Annotated in this window: 21 protein-coding genes; 16 read left to right on the top strand and 5 right to left on the bottom strand. The window is 51.4% G+C overall.

The genetic code is table 11. The features are described 5' to 3' along the window. The first annotated feature begins 16 nt into the window (after nt 1–16). From msbA to OCL06_RS06705, 6 genes are read left to right on the top strand one after another with little or no spacing between them, the layout of a single operon-like run. A complete protein-coding gene (gene msbA / locus OCL06_RS06730; protein ID WP_262992965.1) occupies nt 17–1,759 on the top strand; it encodes a lipid A export permease/ATP-binding protein MsbA in 1,743 nt (580 codons plus the stop codon). Then, complete coding sequence (gene lpxK, locus OCL06_RS06725; RefSeq protein ID WP_262992964.1) at nt 1,760–2,755, top strand: tetraacyldisaccharide 4'-kinase; 996 nt, start codon at nt 1,760–1,762, stop codon at nt 2,753–2,755. Between the two features lie 11 nt (nt 2,756–2,766). Then, nucleotides 2,767–2,961, top strand: a complete 195-nt coding sequence (locus tag OCL06_RS06720) for a Trm112 family protein (RefSeq protein WP_262992963.1) — start codon at nt 2,767–2,769, stop codon at nt 2,959–2,961. Nucleotides 2,962–2,970: 9 nt separating this feature from the next. Beyond that, the gene (gene kdsB, locus OCL06_RS06715; RefSeq protein ID WP_262992962.1) at nt 2,971–3,720 is read left to right on the top strand and encodes a 3-deoxy-manno-octulosonate cytidylyltransferase; all 750 of its coding nucleotides are present in this window, start codon (nt 2,971–2,973) and stop codon (nt 3,718–3,720) included. Between the two features lie 35 nt (nt 3,721–3,755). Then, complete coding sequence (locus tag OCL06_RS06710) at nt 3,756–4,415, top strand: SDR family oxidoreductase (RefSeq protein WP_262992961.1); 660 nt, start codon at nt 3,756–3,758, stop codon at nt 4,413–4,415. Continuing rightward, nucleotides 4,409–5,410: a Kelch repeat-containing protein gene (locus OCL06_RS06705; protein WP_262992960.1), complete on the top strand. Its 1,002-nt coding sequence runs from the start codon at nt 4,409–4,411 to the stop codon at nt 5,408–5,410. Before OCL06_RS06710 ends, OCL06_RS06705 begins: the two co-directional genes overlap by 7 nt. A 50-nt stretch (nt 5,411–5,460) precedes the next feature. On the opposite strand, the gene rimO is transcribed toward OCL06_RS06705, so the two are convergent. Beyond that, a complete protein-coding gene (rimO, locus tag OCL06_RS06700) occupies nt 5,461–6,879 on the bottom strand; it encodes a 30S ribosomal protein S12 methylthiotransferase RimO (RefSeq protein ID WP_262992959.1) in 1,419 nt (472 codons plus the stop codon). A 174-nt stretch (nt 6,880–7,053) separates the two neighbouring features. Here rimO and OCL06_RS06695 point away from each other — a divergent pair, with 174 nt between their 5' ends. Next, the gene (locus tag OCL06_RS06695) at nt 7,054–7,533 is read left to right on the top strand and encodes a DUF2919 domain-containing protein (RefSeq protein ID WP_262992958.1); all 480 of its coding nucleotides are present in this window, start codon (nt 7,054–7,056) and stop codon (nt 7,531–7,533) included. A gap of 19 nt (nt 7,534–7,552) precedes the next feature. Here the strand turns inward: OCL06_RS06695 and OCL06_RS06690 are convergent, their stop codons facing one another. Further along, the gene (locus OCL06_RS06690; protein WP_262993127.1) at nt 7,553–7,960 is read right to left on the bottom strand and encodes a hypothetical protein; all 408 of its coding nucleotides are present in this window, start codon (nt 7,958–7,960) and stop codon (nt 7,553–7,555) included. 50 nt (nt 7,961–8,010) lie between these two features. Then, a complete protein-coding gene (tcdA, locus tag OCL06_RS06685) occupies nt 8,011–8,793 on the bottom strand; it encodes a tRNA cyclic N6-threonylcarbamoyladenosine(37) synthase TcdA (RefSeq protein ID WP_262992957.1) in 783 nt (260 codons plus the stop codon). A 115-nt stretch (nt 8,794–8,908) separates the two neighbouring features. Between tcdA and lhgD the strand changes: the two genes are divergently transcribed. From lhgD to OCL06_RS06660, 5 genes are all read left to right on the top strand, one after another. Then, nucleotides 8,909–10,114 carry an L-2-hydroxyglutarate dehydrogenase gene (lhgD, locus tag OCL06_RS06680; RefSeq protein ID WP_262992956.1) on the top strand — a complete coding sequence of 402 codons (1,206 nt, stop codon included), beginning with the start codon at nt 8,909–8,911 and terminating at the stop codon, nt 10,112–10,114. A gap of 110 nt (nt 10,115–10,224) precedes the next feature. Beyond that, on the top strand, nt 10,225–11,175 hold the full coding sequence (locus OCL06_RS06675; RefSeq protein WP_262992955.1) for a glutathione S-transferase family protein: 951 nt from the start codon (nt 10,225–10,227) through the stop codon (nt 11,173–11,175). Nucleotides 11,176–11,179: 4 nt separating this feature from the next. Further along, entirely contained in the window at nt 11,180–12,004 is an 825-nt protein-coding gene (locus OCL06_RS06670; protein WP_262992954.1) for a pirin family protein, read from the top strand. 153 nt (nt 12,005–12,157) lie between these two features. Beyond that, the gene (locus OCL06_RS06665) at nt 12,158–13,567 is read left to right on the top strand and encodes a mannose-1-phosphate guanylyltransferase/mannose-6-phosphate isomerase (RefSeq protein ID WP_262992953.1); all 1,410 of its coding nucleotides are present in this window, start codon (nt 12,158–12,160) and stop codon (nt 13,565–13,567) included. Between the two features lie 24 nt (nt 13,568–13,591). Continuing rightward, nucleotides 13,592–15,052: a phosphohexomutase domain-containing protein gene (locus OCL06_RS06660; protein ID WP_262992952.1), complete on the top strand. Its 1,461-nt coding sequence runs from the start codon at nt 13,592–13,594 to the stop codon at nt 15,050–15,052. A 79-nt stretch (nt 15,053–15,131) separates the two neighbouring features. On the opposite strand, the gene OCL06_RS06655 is transcribed toward OCL06_RS06660, so the two are convergent. Together OCL06_RS06655 and OCL06_RS06650 are read right to left on the bottom strand one after the other, a co-directional pair. Continuing rightward, a complete protein-coding gene (locus tag OCL06_RS06655) occupies nt 15,132–15,554 on the bottom strand; it encodes a DUF3429 domain-containing protein (protein ID WP_262992951.1) in 423 nt (140 codons plus the stop codon). Nucleotides 15,555–15,621: 67 nt separating this feature from the next. Beyond that, entirely contained in the window at nt 15,622–16,899 is a 1,278-nt protein-coding gene (locus tag OCL06_RS06650; RefSeq protein ID WP_262992950.1) for a citrate synthase, read from the bottom strand. A 687-nt stretch (nt 16,900–17,586) separates the two neighbouring features. Here OCL06_RS06650 and sdhC point away from each other — a divergent pair. From sdhC to OCL06_RS06630, 4 genes are read left to right on the top strand one after another with little or no spacing between them, the layout of a single operon-like run. Further along, entirely contained in the window at nt 17,587–17,961 is a 375-nt protein-coding gene (gene sdhC / locus OCL06_RS06645; RefSeq protein WP_262992949.1) for a succinate dehydrogenase, cytochrome b556 subunit, read from the top strand. After that, on the top strand, nt 17,955–18,302 hold the full coding sequence (sdhD, locus tag OCL06_RS06640; protein ID WP_262992948.1) for a succinate dehydrogenase, hydrophobic membrane anchor protein: 348 nt from the start codon (nt 17,955–17,957) through the stop codon (nt 18,300–18,302). Before sdhC ends, sdhD begins: the two co-directional genes overlap by 7 nt. A 1-nt stretch (nt 18,303) precedes the next feature. Then, entirely contained in the window at nt 18,304–20,076 is a 1,773-nt protein-coding gene (gene sdhA, locus OCL06_RS06635) for a succinate dehydrogenase flavoprotein subunit (protein ID WP_262992947.1), read from the top strand. 14 nt (nt 20,077–20,090) lie between these two features. Further along, the gene (locus tag OCL06_RS06630) at nt 20,091–20,801 is read left to right on the top strand and encodes a succinate dehydrogenase iron-sulfur subunit (protein WP_262992946.1); all 711 of its coding nucleotides are present in this window, start codon (nt 20,091–20,093) and stop codon (nt 20,799–20,801) included. The last annotated feature ends 16 nt before the right edge of the window (nt 20,802–20,817 follow it).

Below are 20,817 nucleotides of genomic sequence, written 5' to 3'. Positions count from 1 at the left end.
GGTGTGATAGTAATCCATGCAGCAAACTGAGTATTCACCGTCTCAGGTGCGTCGCTTTCTTCGATATTTACGCGAATATAAGATGCCATTTCTGGTGGCAATCATTGGAATGATTGGCTATTCCGCTGTCGACACGTTTGTGTTTGCACAGTTGCAGCCCATGATTGATGAGTCACTGGGCGAAAATAACCACGATTATCTGCGTCTGGCGGCCTATGCCATTGTGCCGCTATTTATATTGCGCGGGCTCTTTAATTTCATGGGCACCTATACGCTAACCTGGATAGGGTCGCGGGTGGTTATGCGTATGCGCCAGCAATTGTTTGATAAATATATTCATCTGCCGGTGGAGTTCCACGATAACCATGCGGTGGGCGGGCTTATCAGTAAGGTTACCTACGATACTGAACAGGTTGCCAATGCGGCCGGCAAAGCCTTGCTGACACTGGTCAGAGAGGGCGCTCTGGTGATTGGCCTGTTAGGAGTAATGTTTTGGTATTCCTGGCAACTGTCGCTGATATTTTTGCTCATCGGGCCGGTAGTGGCGCTGATTGTGTCGTATGTCAGCAAACGGTTCCGGGTGGTCAGTCGCAGTATCCAGCATGCTATGGGTAATCTGACCTCGGCAGTAGAACAAGCCGTGAAAGGCCATAAAGTGGTGTTAATGTTTGGTGGCCAGAACATTGAACAGCAGCGCTTTGAAAAGAAAAATAATCACAACCGTCAGCAAACCATGAAGCTGGCTGTTACCCAGATCCTGAGTGTTTCTTCTATACAGGTTATTGCCTCCGTGGCGCTGGCCGTGGTGCTGTTTATCGCCAGCCAGCCTGACATGCTTGAAAAGCTCACTGCCGGAGTCTTCATCAATGTGGTGTTCTGTATGGTAATGCTGTTGAAGCCACTGAAACAGCTGACCACCATTAATAATGAGTTTCAAAAAGGCATGGCTGCCTGCAGTAGCGTGTTTGAAGTCCTCGACAGAAAAGACGAAGACGATTCCGGTGATGTGATACTGACCCGCGCTAAAGGCAAGCTGGAATTTGACGATGTGACCTTTACGTACCCGGGCAAAACCACACCTGCGCTGCGGGAAATCAGTTTTACCGCTAAACCCGGTAAATCAATCGCCCTGGTGGGCCGTTCCGGCAGTGGGAAGTCAACGATATCAGCACTGATGACACGCTTTTATGCGCCTCAGTCAGGACAGATCCGGCTGGACGATATTCCTCTTAACGATATTGATCTTAAGTGCCTGCGCTCCCAGTTTGCGCTGGTCTCCCAACATGTCACGCTGTTTAATGACACCATTGCCAACAATATTGCCTATGGGTCACAGCACAAGGTCACTCGCGAGCAAATTGAAGAAGCGGCGCGGGTGGCGCATGTGGCGGAGTTTCTTCCGCAGCTACCGGAAGGCCTGGATACGATCATTGGCGAAAACGGCCTGATGTTGTCTGGTGGCCAGCGCCAGCGTATTGCTATTGCGCGGGCGATCCTGACTGATGCCCCCATCCTAATTCTGGATGAAGCCACCTCCGCGCTGGACACGGAGTCTGAGCGCTTAATTCAGGACGCACTCGAAAAACTTCAACAGCGTTGCACCAGTGTGGTAGTGGCTCACCGCCTTTCTACCATTGAGAATGCCGACACCATTATAGTGGTGGAACAGGGGCAAATTCTTGAAATGGGTAAACATCAGGAGCTGCTGGACAAGCAGGGCCACTATGCCCAACTGCATGCTCTACAGTTTGGTGACTAAATGCGGGCGCTGCAGACCATGTGGTATCAGGGCCACCCATTACAGTGGTTGCTGTTACCTTTCGCATTGTTGTTTGGTGCTATAACGGCACTCCGTCGCCGTTTGTATGCGTGGGGCCTGTTCCGTACCCAGCGGGTTAATGCTTTTGTCATTGTCGTGGGCAATATTTCGGTGGGCGGCAACGGGAAGACGCCGGTGGTGCTCGCACTGGCCGAACATCTGCGCGGTCAGGGCATTTCCGCTGGTATCCTGAGCCGTGGTTACGGCGCCAAATCTGATTACTACCCCCGTTGTGTTAACGCCGATGATCCTGCCGGGCAAGTAGGCGACGAACCCCGCCTGTTAGCAGGACGTTCGGGCTTACCGGTGGTCATCGATCCGGTACGGGCGCGAGGCGCAAAGTATCTGTCAGAAGAACTTGGGTGTGACGTAATCATCTGTGATGACGGCCTGCAGCATTACGCGCTGCACCGGGATATGGAGCTTGTGGTGATGGATGGCCGGGGCGTCGGTAACGGGCACCTCATGCCAATGGGTCCGTTGCGGGAGGGCGACTGGCGTTTAGGGCAGGTGGATGCCATTATTCATAATGACGGGCAAGCCACGGCGCCTGCATTGACGATGAATGGTCCTGAGCAGTACACCATGATGTTGCAGCCTGGCACATTTAAAAATGTATGCTCACCGGATATTACCCGGCAACCACAAGATTTTGGAAAGGTGGCCGCGTTTGCCGGTATCGGTGCTCCCGAACGCTTTTTCAGTCAACTACGTGCAATGGGGTTAATGCTGAACACCACCAAAGGATTTCCCGATCACTATCATTATCAGGCAGACGATATACCCGAAGGCACAGTGGTTGTGACCGAAAAGGATGCGGTAAAGCTACAGCATCTCGCTCACAAAGACTGTTGGTATTTGCCTGTAGATGCCCGGTTGCCGAATGATTTTTATGCCCTGGTCGGGGCGCGTCTTAAACAGTTTAACCAAAAATAGAAAGGTAGATTATGGCGTTTGATAAACGATTGCTGGAAGTTGTGGCCTGTCCGGTGTGTAAGGGGAAGCTGGCGTGGCTACCTGAACAGTCGGCTCTGATATGCCGCTTTGATCGTTTGCGCTTCCCGGTGGAAGATGGCATTCCGGTACTAATAGAAGAAAAAGCCGATACATTGTCTCTTGATGATGTTGACGCTACACGATAGGGCAGTGGTATGTCTTTTGTAGTAGTGATCCCCGCCCGCTATGGATCGAGTCGGTTTCCCGGAAAGCCGTTAGCTAATATCAACGGTAAACCCATGATCCAGCATGTGGTGGAGCGGGCGAATGAAGCCGGCGCAGAAGCCGTTATAGTGGCTACTGACGATGATCGTATTGCCAGTGTGGCGGCGTCATTCAGCGATGTCTGTATGACTGGCACACATCATCAGTCGGGCACGGAGCGAATTGCAGAAGTGCTTAATCTGCGCGGCATTAAGGACGATACGATAGTCGTGAATGTGCAAGGCGATGAGCCCTTCGTACCGGCGGCCAATATCCGTCAGGTGGCTAAAAACCTGAGCCAGCGTGGCACTGTGCCAATGGCCACTCTGGCTACTCACATACAGCACGCGCAGGACATCAGTAACCCGAATGTGGTAAAGGTGGTAACTAACCAGGCCGGGTTTGCGCTGTATTTTTCACGCTCGGTGATCCCTTTTGAGCGTAGTACTATGATGCAGTCCGGGTCGCCATCGGATCCGTCGCTATACCTGCGGCATATCGGTCTGTACGCGTACCGGGCAGGCTATGTGAAACAGTATGTAAGTTATGCGCCGTCCGCGCTGGAGCATATTGAGTCGCTAGAACAGCTACGGGCACTTTGGTACGGCGATGCTATCCATTGTGATATTGCCGAGGCAGAGCCTCCGGTTGGCATTGATACACCTGAAGACTTAACCGCTCTGCTACACTCACTGAAGTAATTACAACTGCAACTCATGAAACCCGGGAGGAAGCGATGAATGTAGTCATAACAGGCGGAAATCGTGGTATTGGTCTGGCGTTAGTAAACGCGTGTATTACCCGTGGTGATACTGTGTATGCGACCTGTCGTAATAGCTGCGATGATCTGAATGCCACTGGCGCGACAGTCATCACCGGTGTGGATGTATCACGTCCTGATGCGTTGCCTCAGGCACTGGCTCCGCTCGGCGACGTGGCTATCGACTTACTGATTAACAACGCCGGGGTGTTGGGGCGGGAAACCCTTGAAGACTGGGATCCCAATACTATCGACTATCAGTTCAGAGTAAACGCGTTGGGCCCGCTACTGGTTACCCAGACCCTGCTTCCGGCGCTGAGTAACAAGGCTAAAGTGGCTATGATCACTAGCCGCATGGGGTCTATGCAGGATAACGGCTCAGGTGGCTACTATGGTTACAGAATGTCGAAAGCGGCATTAAATGCGGCAGGGGTTTCACTGGCCCGGGATCTGGCACCCAAGGGCATTGCTGTTGGGTTGTTCCATCCAGGCTATGTGCAGACCGAAATGGTCAATAACAATGGTGACATTGATGCGGCCACCGCGGCCGCGCGCTTGCTGGCGCGCATAGAGGAACTGTCGCTGGATAATACCGGCAGTTTCGTGCACTCAAATGGTGATCCGCTGCCATGGTGAGGGCCTGGCTCGCGGGCGTGTGGCTGGTTGGTGGTATAGCGCAGGCGCAGTCCTACCAATGGGCACTTGGCCCCTCACTGCCACAACCCGTACAGGAAATTTACCCTACCGTCAGTGACGATCGTATTTTGGTTGCCGGGGGCTTGTATCTGGGCGAGGACGGCGCATTGCTGATGACCAACCGGGTGTGGGCGTTAACAGCGGGTGCTGAGCACTGGCAGTCACTGCCTAATCTGCCCCAAGCCCGTCATCATGCCATGCTGGTGGGCACCGGGGATGGCACATTTGCATTCGGTGGGTTTGTCGAAAGCGCCGAAGGGCAGTGGACTAACACCAATAGTGTATTGTTTCTTGGCCACAACGGGGCAGCCTGGATCTCCCGGGAAGCCATTCCGGTGATGCTTTCAGAGACGGTATCGGCAGTGCTGAAAGACGGTATTCATCTTGCGGGTGGGCGGACAGCTACACCTTCAAAAAATGGTCAGTGGCTGGATAATACAGATACCGACTGGCACGGCGTTTTCAATCCCCAGTCGGGCATCTGGACAACAGCGCCGCCATTACCTACCCCGCGAAACAGCGCCTGTTCTACAGTACTCAATGGCAACTGGCATGTGATTGGCGGTCGTACAGTGGCCGAGGGTAATGTTCCCACCCATGAAATGTTTAATCCTGCCACCCGTAAATGGCAGGCGTTACCACCTTTGCCGCAGGCCCAGGCAGGTCTCACCTGCAGTGCCTATCAGGGCAATATTTATGTGTTCGGGGGAGAATATTTCACCGGTGACGGGGGCGTGTTTATGGAGGTATGGCGTTACTCGCCGCGCAAGAAATCCTGGCAGGAAGTCAGCACGATGCCATTGCCTCGTCATGGACTGGGCTCAGTAGTCAAAGATGACAAAATTTGGTTAATCGGCGGGGCGGCCGAGGCGGGTGCTAAAGATACCCGTAATACGGTCAGTCAGTTCTTCCTGCCGTCACCGGTTAAGCAATAAGCAGTGTCAGCAGTGGGCGTCTTAACGACGCCCATAGTGTAGCTTGCGTATCAATCGTCCTGATCTTCAGATAACACGGCCCACAAATCATGCTCATCGGCATGAATTATTTCGGCCCAGACCCGTTCACCCGGTTTCACGTCGTATACACCGTTGAGATGGATTACCCCATCGACTTCAGGGGCTTCTGCATAAGAGCGGCCTACTGCGCCTTCGCTGTCTACCTGGTCGATCACAACCTGATATTCTTTGCCGATACGGGCCTGCAATCTGGCCGCACTGATTTCGCCCTGAACTTCCATGAAGCGCGCTAAACGTTCCTGCTTCACCGCCTCCGGGACTGGATCAGGTAAATTATTGGCTGTCGCACCTTCCACCGGGGAATACATAAAGCAACCCACCCGGTCTAGCTGCGCCTCTCTGAGGAATGTGAGCAACTCTTCGAACTCGTCTTCTGTCTCACCCGGGAAGCCGACAATGAAGGTTGAACGCAGGATCAGTTCAGGACACTGTTGCCGCCACTTTTTAATCCGCTCCAGCGTGCGCTCGGCGCTGCCCGGACGTTTCATTAGCCGGAGAATGCGCTTGTTCGCATGTTGCAGCGGAATATCCAGGTAGGGGAGGATCCGGCCTGCATTCATCAGCTCAATGAGTTCATCCACATGGGGGTAGGGGTAAACATAATGAAGTCTCACCCACATATCGAGGGTACCCAGCTGCTCTGACAGTTGTTGCATGTGGGTTTTTACCGGCATACCGTTCCAGAAGCCGGTGCGGTGTTTAACATCCACGCCGTACGCGCTGGTATCCTGAGAAATAACCAACAGTTCATTGACGCCTGCCGCCTTCAGCCGCTTAGCTTCATCGAGTACCGAGCCTACCGGCCGGCTGACTAAGTCGCCCCGCATTGAGGGAATGATGCAGAACGTACAGCGGTGATTGCAGCCTTCGGATATTTTCAGGTACGCATAATGACGGGGCGTTAATTTGACCCCATGGTCCGGAACCAGGTTTTCAAAGGGATTATACTGGGGCGCAGGCATGTGGGTATGCACCTGTTCCACCACTGTTTCATAAGCGTGGGGGCCGGTTATCGCCAGCACATTGGGGTGAACCTCACGGATTTCATCTTCCTTAACCCCAAGACACCCTGTCACTATTACTTTACCGTTTTCCTGAAGCGCTTCCCCGATGGTATCCAGTGACTCCTGTACCGCAGAATCGATAAAGCCGCAGGTATTGACGATTACGAGATCGGCGTCATCGTAGGTGGGGACAACGTCGTAACCTTCGGTGCGCAGCTGGGTAAGGATCCGTTCTGAGTCAACCAGGTTTTTTGGGCAACCCAGACTAACGAAGCCAATGCGGTTGCCGTTGCCGGTGCTCACCGGTGCGCGCTGTGCCTCCAGTGTTTTTACCGGCGTTTCCAGCGTGGTGGTGGCGTTAGGTGAAAAGGTTTTTACGGTCATACGTACAAAGCCTGTAAGACATAGGGTAAAAATGGATGCGAAGTATACCGAATTCGCAGTATAAGGTCAGGGCTTTTTCTGTGGGCGGTGGGATAACCTTCGCTATAAACACTAAGTGACATTAAGGGGCATGGGCATATCGAATTCACAGAGTAAATCTGGTAGATTTGCGCGATGAAATCAGACCGCCTCAAACTCCCCTTGCACTGCTACGATGAAGCAGGCCGGATAAAGCCACCAATGTGGCTGAATCTGGTATTTCTGATTTGTCTGGCAGACTGGATAATTCTGGTGTTTGCACTGGCAATAAGGGAGCAGACCACCTTCTTACTGGCGCTATTCTATCCCTCCAGGCTTACGCTGGGCTTATCGCTGGCGAGCGGCGCGCCTGCATTAGTGGCATTAGTGATGATTTCGCGACGTGAGAAGCAATGGCAACAACAACGATTTCGCTGGAGCCATTTCATTTTGCCACTGGTTACGATGAGCCTGCTCGCGCAGGTAAGTTTACAGGTGTGGCCATTGATGGCGCAGTTCTGGCAGTTTCAGCCTGTGGTGGCAGCGCGCATGCTGGCCAGTCTTTGTGCATGTTATGCACTGTTAAAAAGCCGGCATTTACGCTGGATGGTGTCAGACTGGCGTTTACCCAATTAACTGGACCGGGACGCCATGCTTACTGCACGTGGTGCGACAACGCCTGATCGAAATAAGACTGAACGCTGACCTGACTATCGTTAACCAGACGCTCATAGCAAATACCCGCAAACGCGTAGGAGCGTTCGCCCAGCACCAACAGTATATAAGGCGCTGACGGAGTGGACTGGTCGTAGCGCCAGGTGCCCCCGACATGGCGTTTAAACGTTTCCCCTACATAAGCACCAAACACATTACAGAGCGTGAAAACGGCGTCATCTTCCAGCGCTTTATCGTGATATTTGTCGACAAACCCTAACAAAATATCATCGACAGTCGCTATACTGTTGGCAGAAAAGTCCAGTTCCAGCTCAAATTCGTCACGGGCAGTGGCGACGGCATCATTTGCGCAATCAGCCATGAGTTTTTCTAGTTCTTGTTGTTCCATCATGCTCTCCTGTAAATTTGGATTATTGTGCGCGAGTTAGGTGGCGATGTCTATTTTTGCCCGGTGATACGGTTGATTGCACTTGCCGCCGCGAACATGCCAAAGGTGGCAGTGACGGTAACGACCGCACCAAAACCGCCGGCACAGTCAAGCCGGGTGCCATCTTCCATGGCGGATTTTGCGAAACACACACTGCCGTCGGGTTGGGGATAGCGCAATTGCTCAGTAGAATAAATACATTCTACCCCGAACCGTCGCTTAGGATTTTTACTGAAGTTGTAGCGACGGCGTAATTCGCTGCGCAACTTGGCTGCCAGCGGATCCTGAGTGGTTTTGGCCAGATCACCCCGGGTCACCTGTGTCGGATCGATTTGGCCGCCTGCGCCCCCTACCGTAATAATGGGGGTTTTCTGACGTTTGCAATGCGCGATCATCGCGGCCTTAGCACGAATACTGTCAGTGGCGTCTATAACAATATCTATATCAGGCGTCAGATATTCGGTAACAGTGTCCTCAGTAACAAAATCTTCGATCGCATTTACATTGCACTCAGGGTTAATACTGTGAATTCGTTGGCTCATGACCTCAACTTTCGCAGTCCCTACAGTCTCGGTCATGGCATGGATCTGGCGATTGATGTTGGTAATGCAGACATCATCTAAGTCAATCAGCGTGATGGTTCCCACCCCGGAGCGGGCCAGCGCCTCGGCAGTCCAGGTCCCCACGCCTCCGATCCCTGCCACACAAATATGGCTATTTGCCAGCGCGCTGGCGCCCTCAGCGCCGTAAAGCCGGGCGATGCCACCAAACCGTGCCTGTTGTTGTGAACTCATATTATTTACACACCTTGTTGTCTGAGCCTGATCAGACTGTTTTAAACGCGCGCATAATGGCAGACTACCAGTAATTTTCAAGCGCGATAGCGCTGTGGGCAGGAACAAGGGCATTATGCATTATGATTTGATTATAGTGGGGGCAGGCATTATCGGCACAGCGGTGGCCAATGAATATGCGACTCGCCATCCCGGTCGGAAAATTGCCCTGATCGACAAGTCTGATCAAATAAGCAGCCACCAGAGCGGGCGGAACTCCGGGGTGATCCATGCAGGTGTATATTATCCTCCGGGCTCGCTCAAAGCCCGGTATTGCAGGCAGGGGTTGGAGGACACCTTCGCATTTTGTCAGGACAATGATTTACCCGCCGAACAGTGTGGAAAGCTGATTGTTGCCACCTCCGAGGATGAGCGTGAGAGACTGGCGACGCTTTATGACCGGTGTGAACAGAACGATTTGCAACCTGAAATGGTGACGGCCCGAAAAATCACCCAGATGGAACCCCACATCCGTGGCGTAGAGGCGGTGTTTGTCCGGCATTCAGGGATTACCGATTATCAGACCATAGCCCGGTGCATGCTGGCTAAAGCGAAGGAAAAAGTCCAACTTGAGCTCTGTACGGGGAGCGAAGTTACCGGTATCGATGAACAGGATAAGCAGGTGGTGGTGACCCTACAGCATTACGGAGAAAGCACCCGGGTAACCGGGCAACAGCTTATCTGCTGCGCGGGCGTGCACGCCGACGCTTTGATACGGATGCAGGGCTTGCCGTGTGACTTTCAGATCATGCCTTTTAAGGGCGAATATTACCGCCTGCATACCCGGTTTGACCAAATCACCCAACGATTAATCTATCCGGTGCCAGACCCGGCAATGCCGTTTCTGGGGGTACACCTGACAAAAATGGTTGGCGGTTTTACTACCGTAGGCCCTAATGCGGTCTTGGCCACCGGCCGTGAAGCCTATAGCTGGAAAGACACGTCTGTAAAAGATGTCCTCGATATGGCTGGGTACGCAGGCCTATGGAAGTTGCTCTGGCGGTATCGGCGCAGCGTCATGTCGGAGTTACGCAGCAGTGCCAGTAAAAGATACTATGCATCGCTTATCCAACGCTATTGTCCGGCTGTCACCGAGCATGATTTTGCCCCTTTCCGCCCAGGGATCCGGGCTCAGGCGGTGCGTACAGACGGTAGTCTGGTAAGCGATTTCCTGTTCACTGCGTCTGCCCGCACACTGCACGTAGGAAATGCCCCATCACCCGCTGCAACCAGTGCAATGCCGATTGCCCGGGCAATCCTTGAGCGTGCCGACACACTCTAATGTGATGGCATCGTTCGAAGGAGTAGAACAGTCAATCCAAATGTTACTGGCATACGTTTGTACCGGTATGTGCTGAAATAGCACCCCTGACCACACAGGAGGCGTAACAAATGGGTTTATTGGTTAACGGACAATGGCAAGACAAATGGTACGACACCGACAGCAATGGCGGTAAATTCAAACGTGAATCCGCATCCTTCCGGGACCAAATCAGTAACGAGAAGGGAGCGGCTTTTCCTCCCGAGTCCGGACGTTATCATTTATATGTCTCATTGGCCTGTCCCTGGGCCCACCGGGCACTGATTTTTCGCAAATTAAAAGCGATTGAAACACATATCTCGGTGTCGGTGGTCTGCCCCGACATGCTTGACGAGGGGTGGACGTTTGCGGATTTCCCCGGAGCCACCGGAGATACCTTGTATGGTAAACAATTCCTGCGTGAAATTTATACCCTGCATGATGAGACGGTAACCACTCGGGTGACCGTACCCGTACTCTGGGATAAGCAGACTAAACAAATTGTCAGTAATGAGTCTTCTGAAATTATACGGATGTTCAATACGGCCTTTAATGAACTGACCGGCAATACCGATGACTATTATCCCGCAGCGTTACGGGAGGAAATAGATACCGTAAACGAGATGGTTTATCACACTATCAACAATGGGGTATACAAAGCCGGATTTGCCACCACTCAGGATGCCTACGAAGAGGCTGTGACTGCATTATTCAGTTCGTTAGACGTAGTGGAAGAGCGGTTGCAACAACAGCGTTATTTGGCTGGCGACACGCTTACTGAAGCTGACTGGCGCTTATTTACAACGTTAATTCGCTTTGACCCGGTCTATCATGGACACTTTAAGTGCAATCGGCGACAGATAGCCGATTACCCGGCGTTATATAATTATATGAAGCGCCTGTATCAGCATCCCGGGGTGGCTGAAACAGTGAATTTCACCCATATCAAGCGGCATTATTATTACAGTCATACGATGATCAATCCTACCCAGGTAGTGCCTGTGGGACCTGAGCAGGATCTGACCACGCCAGTAGCGGAGTAATACAATGAAACGAGGTACAGTGCGCACGCTTCGTGGCATAGCGACGCAGGATGGGGCGGGTGTGAAGCTGACCCGCATCATTGGTCAGCCGGCCCAGGGCCAACTTGACCCATTTCTTATGCTGGATTTTTTTGGTTCAGACACACCGCAGGATTACCTGGCAGGGTTTCCTTCACATCCACACCGCGGGTTTCAGACTGTGACTTACATGCTGGCAGGAAGGATGCGTCATCGTGATTCCGTGGGCAATGACGGGATAATCGAGGCCGGCGGGATCCAATGGATGAATGCCGGGCGCGGGATTGTGCATGAAGAGCTGCCTGAGCAAGAAGATGGCCTTTTGCAGGGCTTTCAGTTATGGGTCAACCTGCCGGCGGCACAGAAGATGTCTGCGCCGGGTTACCAGGACATCCCGTCATCGCAGGTGCCCGAAGTCGCGCTGGCGAGTGGTAAGGTCAGGGTACTGGCAGGGTGGTTTGGCGAGGCACAGGGCCCGGTAGGTACGCAGGCGGTCGCGCCACTGTTTCTTGACCTCCACCTGAGTAACGATGATGTGACGGTGCCCGTTCCTGACGGGCATACTGCGTTCTTATATTGCTACGACGATACTGTGCTGGTGGCGGGCAAGCCGGTTGCGGCCGGTGAGTTAGCCATATTAGAGCGGCAGGGCGATGTGCACGTAACAGGGGCCGGTAAGGCTATCGTGGTGGCCGGGGCGCCATTGGGGGAACCAGTAGTCCAGCATGGCCCGTTTGTGATGAACACGGCCGAGGAAATCAGGGAGGCTATTGCTGACTTTCAGGCTGGTAGGCTGGGGCAGGCGGGGTAGTGGAAGCTACCAACCTGGCTGGTTGCTGGTTATTTACACAGTTAGGTTTTTTTTCCGCTGTAATGTCTTTATTAAGATTGAATGAATGGAGTGGGTTCTCTATCATTCCTGACAGGAAATTTAAGGCCCTTGCCTATCAAAACAGGATTGACAATGAAACCAGTAATTCTTGCCGGCGGCACCGGAAGTCGCCTATGGCCAAAATCGCGTGCAGCACTTCCCAAACAGTTTCTATCACTGACATCTGATGAAAGCATGTTACAGGAAACCCTGTCCCGCCTTGATGGCACCGGTGCTGAACAGCCGATTTTGATCTGTAATGAGGCGCATCGCTTCTTAGTGGCAGAACAGCTACGCCAGTTAGATGCGAAACATGGCGGCATCATGCTGGAACCAGTGGGCAGAAACACTGCCCCGGCCATAGCCCTGGCCGCACTGCATGCTACCCAAAATGGTGAAGATCCGGTACTGCTGGTGCTGGCTGCCGATCACTTGATTAAACAGCGTGATGCATTTCATGCGGCGATAACTAAAGCAGAAGCACTGGCTACAGAAGGCCATCTGGTCACGTTCGGTATCGTTCCGGATCAGCCCCATACGGGCTATGGTTACATCCAGTCAGGTGCTGAACTGGACGGGGGCTTTGCAGTAAAAGAGTTTGTCGAAAAGCCAGATGAAGCCACGGCGCGCCAGTATGTTGATTCAGGAAAGTATTACTGGAACAGCGGCATGTTCATGTTTAAAGCCAGCCGTTACCTGGAAGAGCTCGAAAAATTCAATCCTGAAATTTTAGCTGTCTGTAAGAAGGCCATTGCCTCTGAAAGTACTGACCTGGACTTTATCCGGGTGGATGCAGATATCTTTGCTACCTGTCCGGACGACTCTATTGATTACGCCGTGATGGAAAAAACCCAGCATGCGGCCATGGTCCCGTTAGATGCAGGCTGGTCTGATGTGGGCAGCTGGTCTTCACTGTGGGAAACGGCAGAGAACAAAGACGAGCAAGGCAACGTAGTGGTAGGCGATGCCATCCTCGAGGGTGTAAGCAACAGCTACATCAACGCCGAAGACAGAATGGTGTCGGTGATTGGTCTTGACGACGTGGTGGTGGTTGAAACCAAAGACGCGGTCATGGTTGCGCACAAAGATAAGGTTCAGGACATTAAAAAGGTGGTCAGTAAGCTCAAGGCGGAGAAACGCCCTGAATTTGAATTCCACCGTGAAGTATTCCGTCCATGGGGCAGTTATGACTCCATAGATAACGGTGATCGTTTTCAGGTGAAGCGGATCACGGTTAAGCCTGGCGAAAAGTTATCGGTGCAGATGCATCATCACCGTGCAGAACACTGGATTGTGGTATCGGGTACTGCGAATGTCACTATTGGCGAAAAGACGCAGCTACTGACAGAGAATGAATCTGTGTATATCCCCATCGGTGATGTTCATGCGCTGGAAAATCCGGGCAAAATACCGCTGGAGCTTATTGAGGTACAGTCGGGTGCATACCTGGGCGAGGATGACATTGTGCGTTTTTCAGACCGTTATGGCCGCGTCGCTAAGTAAGCAGGCAAAGAGGATTTATTAACTATGGGACAACCCATTACCTGTTTTAAAGCCTACGATATTCGGGGCGAGCTCAATAGCCAACTGAATGAAGAGGTTGCATACCGCATCGGGTTTGCATTTGCCCGGGAACTGAATGCCAAGACGGTGGTTGTAGGTGGCGATGTGCGTCTTACTTCGGAACCGCTAAAACTGGCACTGACTGCAGGGCTGATTGACGGCGGCGCGACCGTGACGGATATTGGTATGGCAGGCACTGAAGAAATTTACTTTGCGACTTCCCACCTTGGGGTGGATGGCGGTATTGAAGTCACTGCCAGTCATAACCCCATCGATTATAACGGTATGAAACTGGTAAAAGCCGGGTCAGTGCCTATCAGTGGTGACACCGGTCTGAACGCCATTAAAGAACGAGCAGAAGCACTGGACGATGATGACGTTCGTAGCGCTCTGACAGCTTATACCGGCGGACAAGCAATTGACGCAGAGGCGTTTTTTAACGGTCACGCCCATATCCAGCGCGCACGTCTGGAAGCATCCGGGCACTATCAGCAAACCAGCTGTATGGATGCGTATGTCGATCACTTACTGACCTATATAGAACCTGCCAACTTTACCCCGCTCAAAATTGTAGTAAACGCAGGCAATGGCGCCGCGGGTAATGCTTTGGACGCCATCGAACAGGCGTTTATAAAGCAGCAGGTGCCGGTTTCCTTTATCAAAGTGCACCATGAGGCAGACGGTAAGTTTCCTAATGGTATCCCGAATCCGTTGTTGCCTGAAAACCGCGCTGATACAGCTAACGCGGTGATTGAGCAGGGCGCCGATTTTGGTATTGCCTGGGACGGTGACTTCGACCGGTGCTTCCTGTTTGACGCTGAAGGTAACTTTATTGAGGGTTATTACATCGTCGGTTTATTGGCTGAAGCCTTCCTGGATAAAGAGCGTGGCGCTAAAGTCATTTATGACCCACGGGTTTACTGGAATACGGAAGCGATTGTAGAAGAGGCGGGTGGTCAGCCTATTAAGTCAAAAACAGGGCATGCTTTCATTAAAGAAAGAATGCGTAAGGAAGATGCAGTGTATGGTGGTGAAATGAGTGCTCACCATTACTTCCGCGACTTTGCTTATTGTGACTCAGGCATGATCCCCTGGCTGCTTATTGCTGAACTGGTGTGTACCAAGCAGCAATCGCTGGCGTCGATGGTGAAAGAGCGTATCGCGGCATATCCTTCCTCTGGTGAAATTAACAGCAAGCTGAAAGATGCCGATGCTGCCCTTCAGCGGGTATTGGATAAATACCAGGGTGATGCGGCCGTTATCGATGAAACCGACGGAGTGGGCCTGGAATTTGGCAACTGGCGGTTTAATTTACGTAAATCTAATACCGAGCCTGTTATTCGCCTCAACGTAGAGTCCCGTGGTGATATTCCGTTAATGGAAGAAAAAACCGCGGAACTACTGGCAGTTATTCGCGACGAATAACCTGCATATCAGTAAGTAAAAAGCGCCGGGGACGGCGCTTTTTTTGTGCCTGGAGAAAGCTGGGGGCGGCAATTGCTGCTCAGGTCAGTATACCAATCATCACCGCATGGCTAATCACCACGACCGATGTCAGCACCATACGTACGCTGGTGTAGCCTACAACAATTTTTTGCGGCAGGATAAGATTAAACTTGTCGTAAAACAGCATGGCTATATAAGCCACTGACAACACCCCAAGCACCTTAACATCGCCACTGAACACCAGACATAACCAGCCTATGATAGTGGGCAGCATGGCCACATACAGCTGGTGGTTGGTACGGTTATGCTGAAGTGCGTCAAGCCAGTGTACCCCGCCGAAGAAAGACAGCAGAACCGCAGAATATTGTGTGAAATACCTGGCTCCCTCGCTCAAAGAGAGCATGCCAGTCATAATCATGACCGGCAGCGCAATAAACGGGATAAGCCCGGCAAAGCCCAATGCTACTGCTGAATAAGGCATATAATTCTCCTAAAAAAATAGCGCCCACAGGCGCTATTTCTATTTACTACCTAACAAGCCGAATGGCTTATTTTAGTGGAGTATATTTACGTTTGCTGTGACCGGTGTACAGCTGACGGGGACGACCAATTTTCTGTTTATCGTCGCTCATCATCTCATGCCAGTGTGAAATCCAGCCCACTGTACGGGATAGTGCAAAAATACAGGTAAACATATTAGTCGGAATACCGATAGCTTTCAGTACGATGCCAGAGTAGAAATCCACGTTAGGGAACAGCTTCTTCTCAGCAAAGTAGGGGTCTTCAAGCGCAATACGCTCAAGTTCCATAGCCACATCCAGCAGTGGATCCTGAACATTCAGCTCTTTCAGGACTTCGTGACAGCTTTCACGCATCACAGTTGCACGTGGATCGTAGTTCTTGTAAACCCGGTGACCAAAACCCATCAGACGGAACGGATCGCTCTTGTCTTTTGCTCTGTCGATAAACTCAGGAATACGGTCAACACTGCCGATTTCTTCCAGCATGTTCAGGCACGCTTCGTTGGCACCACCATGGGCAGGGCCCCACAAAGATGCGACACCCGCCGCAATACATGCGTAAGGGTTAGCGCCAGAGGAGCCAGCCAAACGTACTGTGGATGTAGATGCATTTTGTTCATGGTCAGCATGCAGGGTAAAGATGCGGTCCATAGCACGCTCAACCGCAGGGCTGATTTCGTACTCTTCTGCCGGAACTGAGAACATCATGTTCAGGAAGTTGGCCGCATAGCTTAAGTCGTTACGTGGGTAAACGAATGGCTGACCAATGTTATATTTGTAGCACATTGCTACCAGCGTTGGCATCTTCGCAATCAAACGGTGCGCGCTGCGCATACGTTGTTCAGGGTTAGAAACATCCAAATCGCTATGGTAGAACGAAGACATCGCACCCACTGTGCCGCAAAGCATTGCCATAGGGTGGGCGTCATTACGGAAGCCGTGGAAGAACATGTTGATTTGTTCATGCAACATGGTGTGGCGGGTAATGGTGGATTTAAATTCTTCGTATTCTTCTTTTGAAGGCGCGTCACCGTGTAACAGCATATGGCACACTTCAAGGTAGTCTGCGTCGCGAGCCAATTCTTCAATTGGGAAACCGCGGTGTAGCAGTACACCATTTGCGCCATCGATGTAGGTGATTGCTGATTCGCAAGATCCTGTCGCCATAAAGCCAGGGTCATAGGTAAAGTACCCGTTAGCCCCTAACGAACGGACGTCAATTACATCCTGTCCTTCAGTACCGGACAAGATCGGAAGTTCAATTTCCTTGTCGCCCGCTTTTAGAATGGCTTTCTGATCTGCCATAAATTGCTCTCCTCAGAATGGTTCTGTTTGCAGCGAATTCAGGGATTATTCCCCGACTCGTTGGGAAAAGTGGCGTATTTGTACTTTATTATGCACTTACAAGTCAATTTAAATGCACATTAGATGGATAAATACTCCGGATTATTAACACAAATACAGCCAGCTTTTAACGTTCCATATACAAAGTTGTTGTAAAACTAATAAAAAAAGGTTTTCGCTATTGTAACCTGTAACCCGAGCGAATATCTGATATTCACCAAATCGGTGACAAAGCGTAGTGACGAATAGTGTCAAACCTCTGCTGTTTTATTAAAACGCGGTAATTTACCAAACTGTTAGATAGTTATGCGCGTAGCCACCGAACAAATGAGTCGCGCTTTTATACTGCAACTCTGGGTAATCCTGATCAATTTTAACCTATTTGCGGTGCGCGACCAGCCTTTGTGTTCAAAGCGTAAACTAACGCCCTAAAAAAGCACAAAAAATTGTAATTAAGGCATGCGCTGGATATACTCAGCCATACTTGAAAACACGGGAATATCACCTGTAAATCAAGTGATATATAATTCACAAATTGTTAACAACTCAGTGGATGAGGATTTTAACAGGTAACAAGCGAATGCACCCATACAGGACATAACAATATTGGGTGGTTCAACGTCCCTACGGATTAAACAGGCATAAATTGTGAAAAAGCAAAGACCAGTAAATTTAGAACTCAATACAATTAAATTTCCTCCCTCTGCTGTTTCGTCAATTCTCCACCGTATTACCGGCGTGGCAATGTTCTTTGCATTGTTGTTCGTAATCTGGGCATGGGCTGTCTCGCTGACTTCAGCGGAAGGCTTCGCCAGCGTTCAGGCTATGATGGATGGTATTGTTGGAAAATTGATTGCAATCGGCACAGCTTCCGCGCTGACTTACCACATTCTTGGCGGCATTCGCCACGGCATCATGGATATGGGGTACTGGGAAGAACTGGAGTCAGGAAATCTTAGCGCCAACGTCATTATCGGACTTTGGATTGTTCTGACTATCGTATTGGGAGTGGCATTATGGTAACGAATCAGGCAAGTATCAGACGTAACGGCGTTCAGGATTACGTGTCGTTGCGCACAACCGCGGTTTTAATTGCTGCGTATACGTTCTTCATGGCGTGGTTCTTTATCACCACCGACAACATCACGTTTGCAGTATGGCAGGGGTTGTTCTCTGGCATTGCTATGAAAGTCTTTACTCTGGCGACGTTGATTGCTGTGATGATCCACGTTCGCATTGGCCTTTGGCAGGTTTTAACTGACTACGTAAAGTCCGCCGCACTGCGCGGCACCGTGCAATATGTACTGAACATTATTGCATTCGCTTATGTAGCGGTGGGTCTGTTTGTTTTGTGGGGAGTGTAGTATGAGTTTACCCGTTCACGAGTTTGATGCTGTCGTCATTGGCGCCGGCGGTGCAGGTATGCGTGCCGCACTTCAGATTTCTCAGTCTGGAAAATCTTGCGCACTGCTTTCGAAAGTTTTCCCGACCCGGTCACACACCGTTTCGGCACAGGGCGGCATTACCGTCGCGCTGGGTAATTCCCACGAAGATAACTGGGAATGGCATATGTATGACACCGTTAAAGGGTCAGATTACATAGGCGACCAGGATGCCATTGAATACATGTGTAAAAATGGCCCGGAAGCCATCATTGAGATGGAAAACATGGGGCTGCCTTTCTCCCGTTTCGAAAACGGAAAGGTGTACCAGCGTCCGTTTGGTGGTCAGTCAAAGAATTTTGGTGGTGAGCAGGCTGCGCGTACTGCGGCAGCAGCTGACCGTACCGGTCATGCCTTATTACACTTGCTGTATCAGCAAAACGTAAAAAACAAAACTAAGGTATTCAGTGAGTGGTATGCCCTGGATCTGGTGAAAAATCAGGACGGTGACATTGTCGGCTGTACGGCCATTGATATTGAAACCGGCGAAGTGGTTTACTTCAAATCCCGTGCAGTCGTACTGGCAACCGGTGGTGCAGGCAGAATTTTCGCCTCGACCACCAACGCGCACATCAATACCGGAGACGGTATTGGCATGGCGTTGCGCGCAGGCGTAGCCGCACAGGATATGGAAATGTGGCAGTTTCACCCCACCGGTATTGCCGGCGCGGGAACCTTGGTAACCGAAGGGTGTCGTGGTGAAGGTGGCTACCTGCTGAATAAAGACGGCGAGCGCTTTATGGAGCGTTACGCACCAAATGCTAAAGATCTGGCAGGCCGGGATGTGGTCGCGCGCTCAATGATGACCGAGATCCGCGAAGGTCGGGGCTGTGATGGTCCGTGGGGTACCCACATTAAACTTAAGCTGGATCACCTGGGTAAAGAAGTGCTCGAATCACGTTTGCCAGGAATTCTTGAGTTATCACGTACCTTTGCCCACGTTGACCCGGTTAAAGAGCCGATTCCGGTTATCCCTACCTGTCACTACATGATGGGCGGTATTCCCACTAACGTTGACGGTCAATGTCTGACGGTAGATGAAAACGGTCAGGCGTCAGTGGTGAACGGGTTATTCGCCTGTGGTGAAATTGCCTGTGTATCAGTACACGGTGCCAACCGGTTGGGCGGTAACTCGCTGCTTGATTTGGTGGTATTTGGTCGTGCAACAGGTATGCATCTGGGCAAATCCCTGGATGAAATGTCACCCAGCCGTGATGCGTCTGAGTCTGACCTTGAGGCCGCCATGAGCCGCTTCAATCGCTGGGAAAACTCAGAGAAAGGTAAGGGCGAAGATCCGGTACAGATTAAGAAAGACATGCAGGAATGTATGCAACTGAATTTCTCTGTATTCCGTGAAGGTGATGCCATGGCCGATGGTCTGAAAGAACTGGGTGAAATTCGTGAGCGCTTACAACACGCCCGTCTTGATGACAAGAGCTCTGACTTCAATACCCAGCGTATCGAATGTCTGGAACTGGATAACCTGATGGAAACCGCGTACAGCACCGCAGTTGCCGCGAACTTCCGTACCGAAAGCCGGGGCGCGCACAGTCGCTTTGACTACCCGGACCGTGATGACGAGAACTGGTTGTGTCACTCAGTGTACCGTCCGCAGGATGATTCAATGGTCAAACGTGAAGTCAATATGGCACCGAAGCTTCGCGAAGCATTCCCGCCGAAAGCCCGGTCATATTAAGAGAGGCAACGATCATGCAACTATCTTTTTCAATCTATCGCTATAACCCTGAGGTTGACGACGCACCACGTATGCAGGATTACACCCTGGAAGTGGAAGAGGGTCGCGACATGATGGTTCTTGATGCGCTGCTGGCGTTAAAAGAACAGGATCCTACACTTTCTTTGCGTCGCTCATGCCGTGAAGGTGTGTGTGGTTCGGATGGCATGAACATGAACGGCAAGAACGGCCTGGCATGTATCACACCGCTGTCCAGCCTGGGTAAAGGTAAAATTGTCATTCGTCCACTACCGGGCTTACCGGTAGTGCGTGACCTGGTGGTTGATCTAACCCAGTTCTACACGCAGTATGAGAAAATCAAACCGTTCCTGATTAATGACGCGACACAACCGCCGGCGCGGGAACATTTGCAGTCTCCTGAGGAGCGCGCAAAGCTGGACGGGCTGTATGAGTGTATTTTATGTGCATGTTGTTCAACGTCATGCCCATCATTTTGGTGGAACCCGGACAAGTTTATTGGTCCGGCCGGTCTGCTGCATGCGTATCGCTTCCTGATTGACAGCCGCGATACGGCGACAGAAGAGCGTCTGAACGATCTGGACGATGCATTCAGCGTGTTCCGGTGTCATGGTATTATGAACTGTGTGAGTGTATGTCCTAAAGGGCTTAACCCGACTAAAGCTATCGGTAATATCAAGTCGATGCTTTTACAACGGGCTGTTTAGTACTATATTTCTGTCA

It is taken from the genome of Alteromonas salexigens (assembly GCF_025628895.1).
Classification (GTDB): domain Bacteria; phylum Pseudomonadota; class Gammaproteobacteria; order Enterobacterales; family Alteromonadaceae; genus Alteromonas; species Alteromonas salexigens.
Note: the sequence above shows the minus strand (reverse complement) of the source record. Positions and strands in the feature narration are given on the sequence as shown.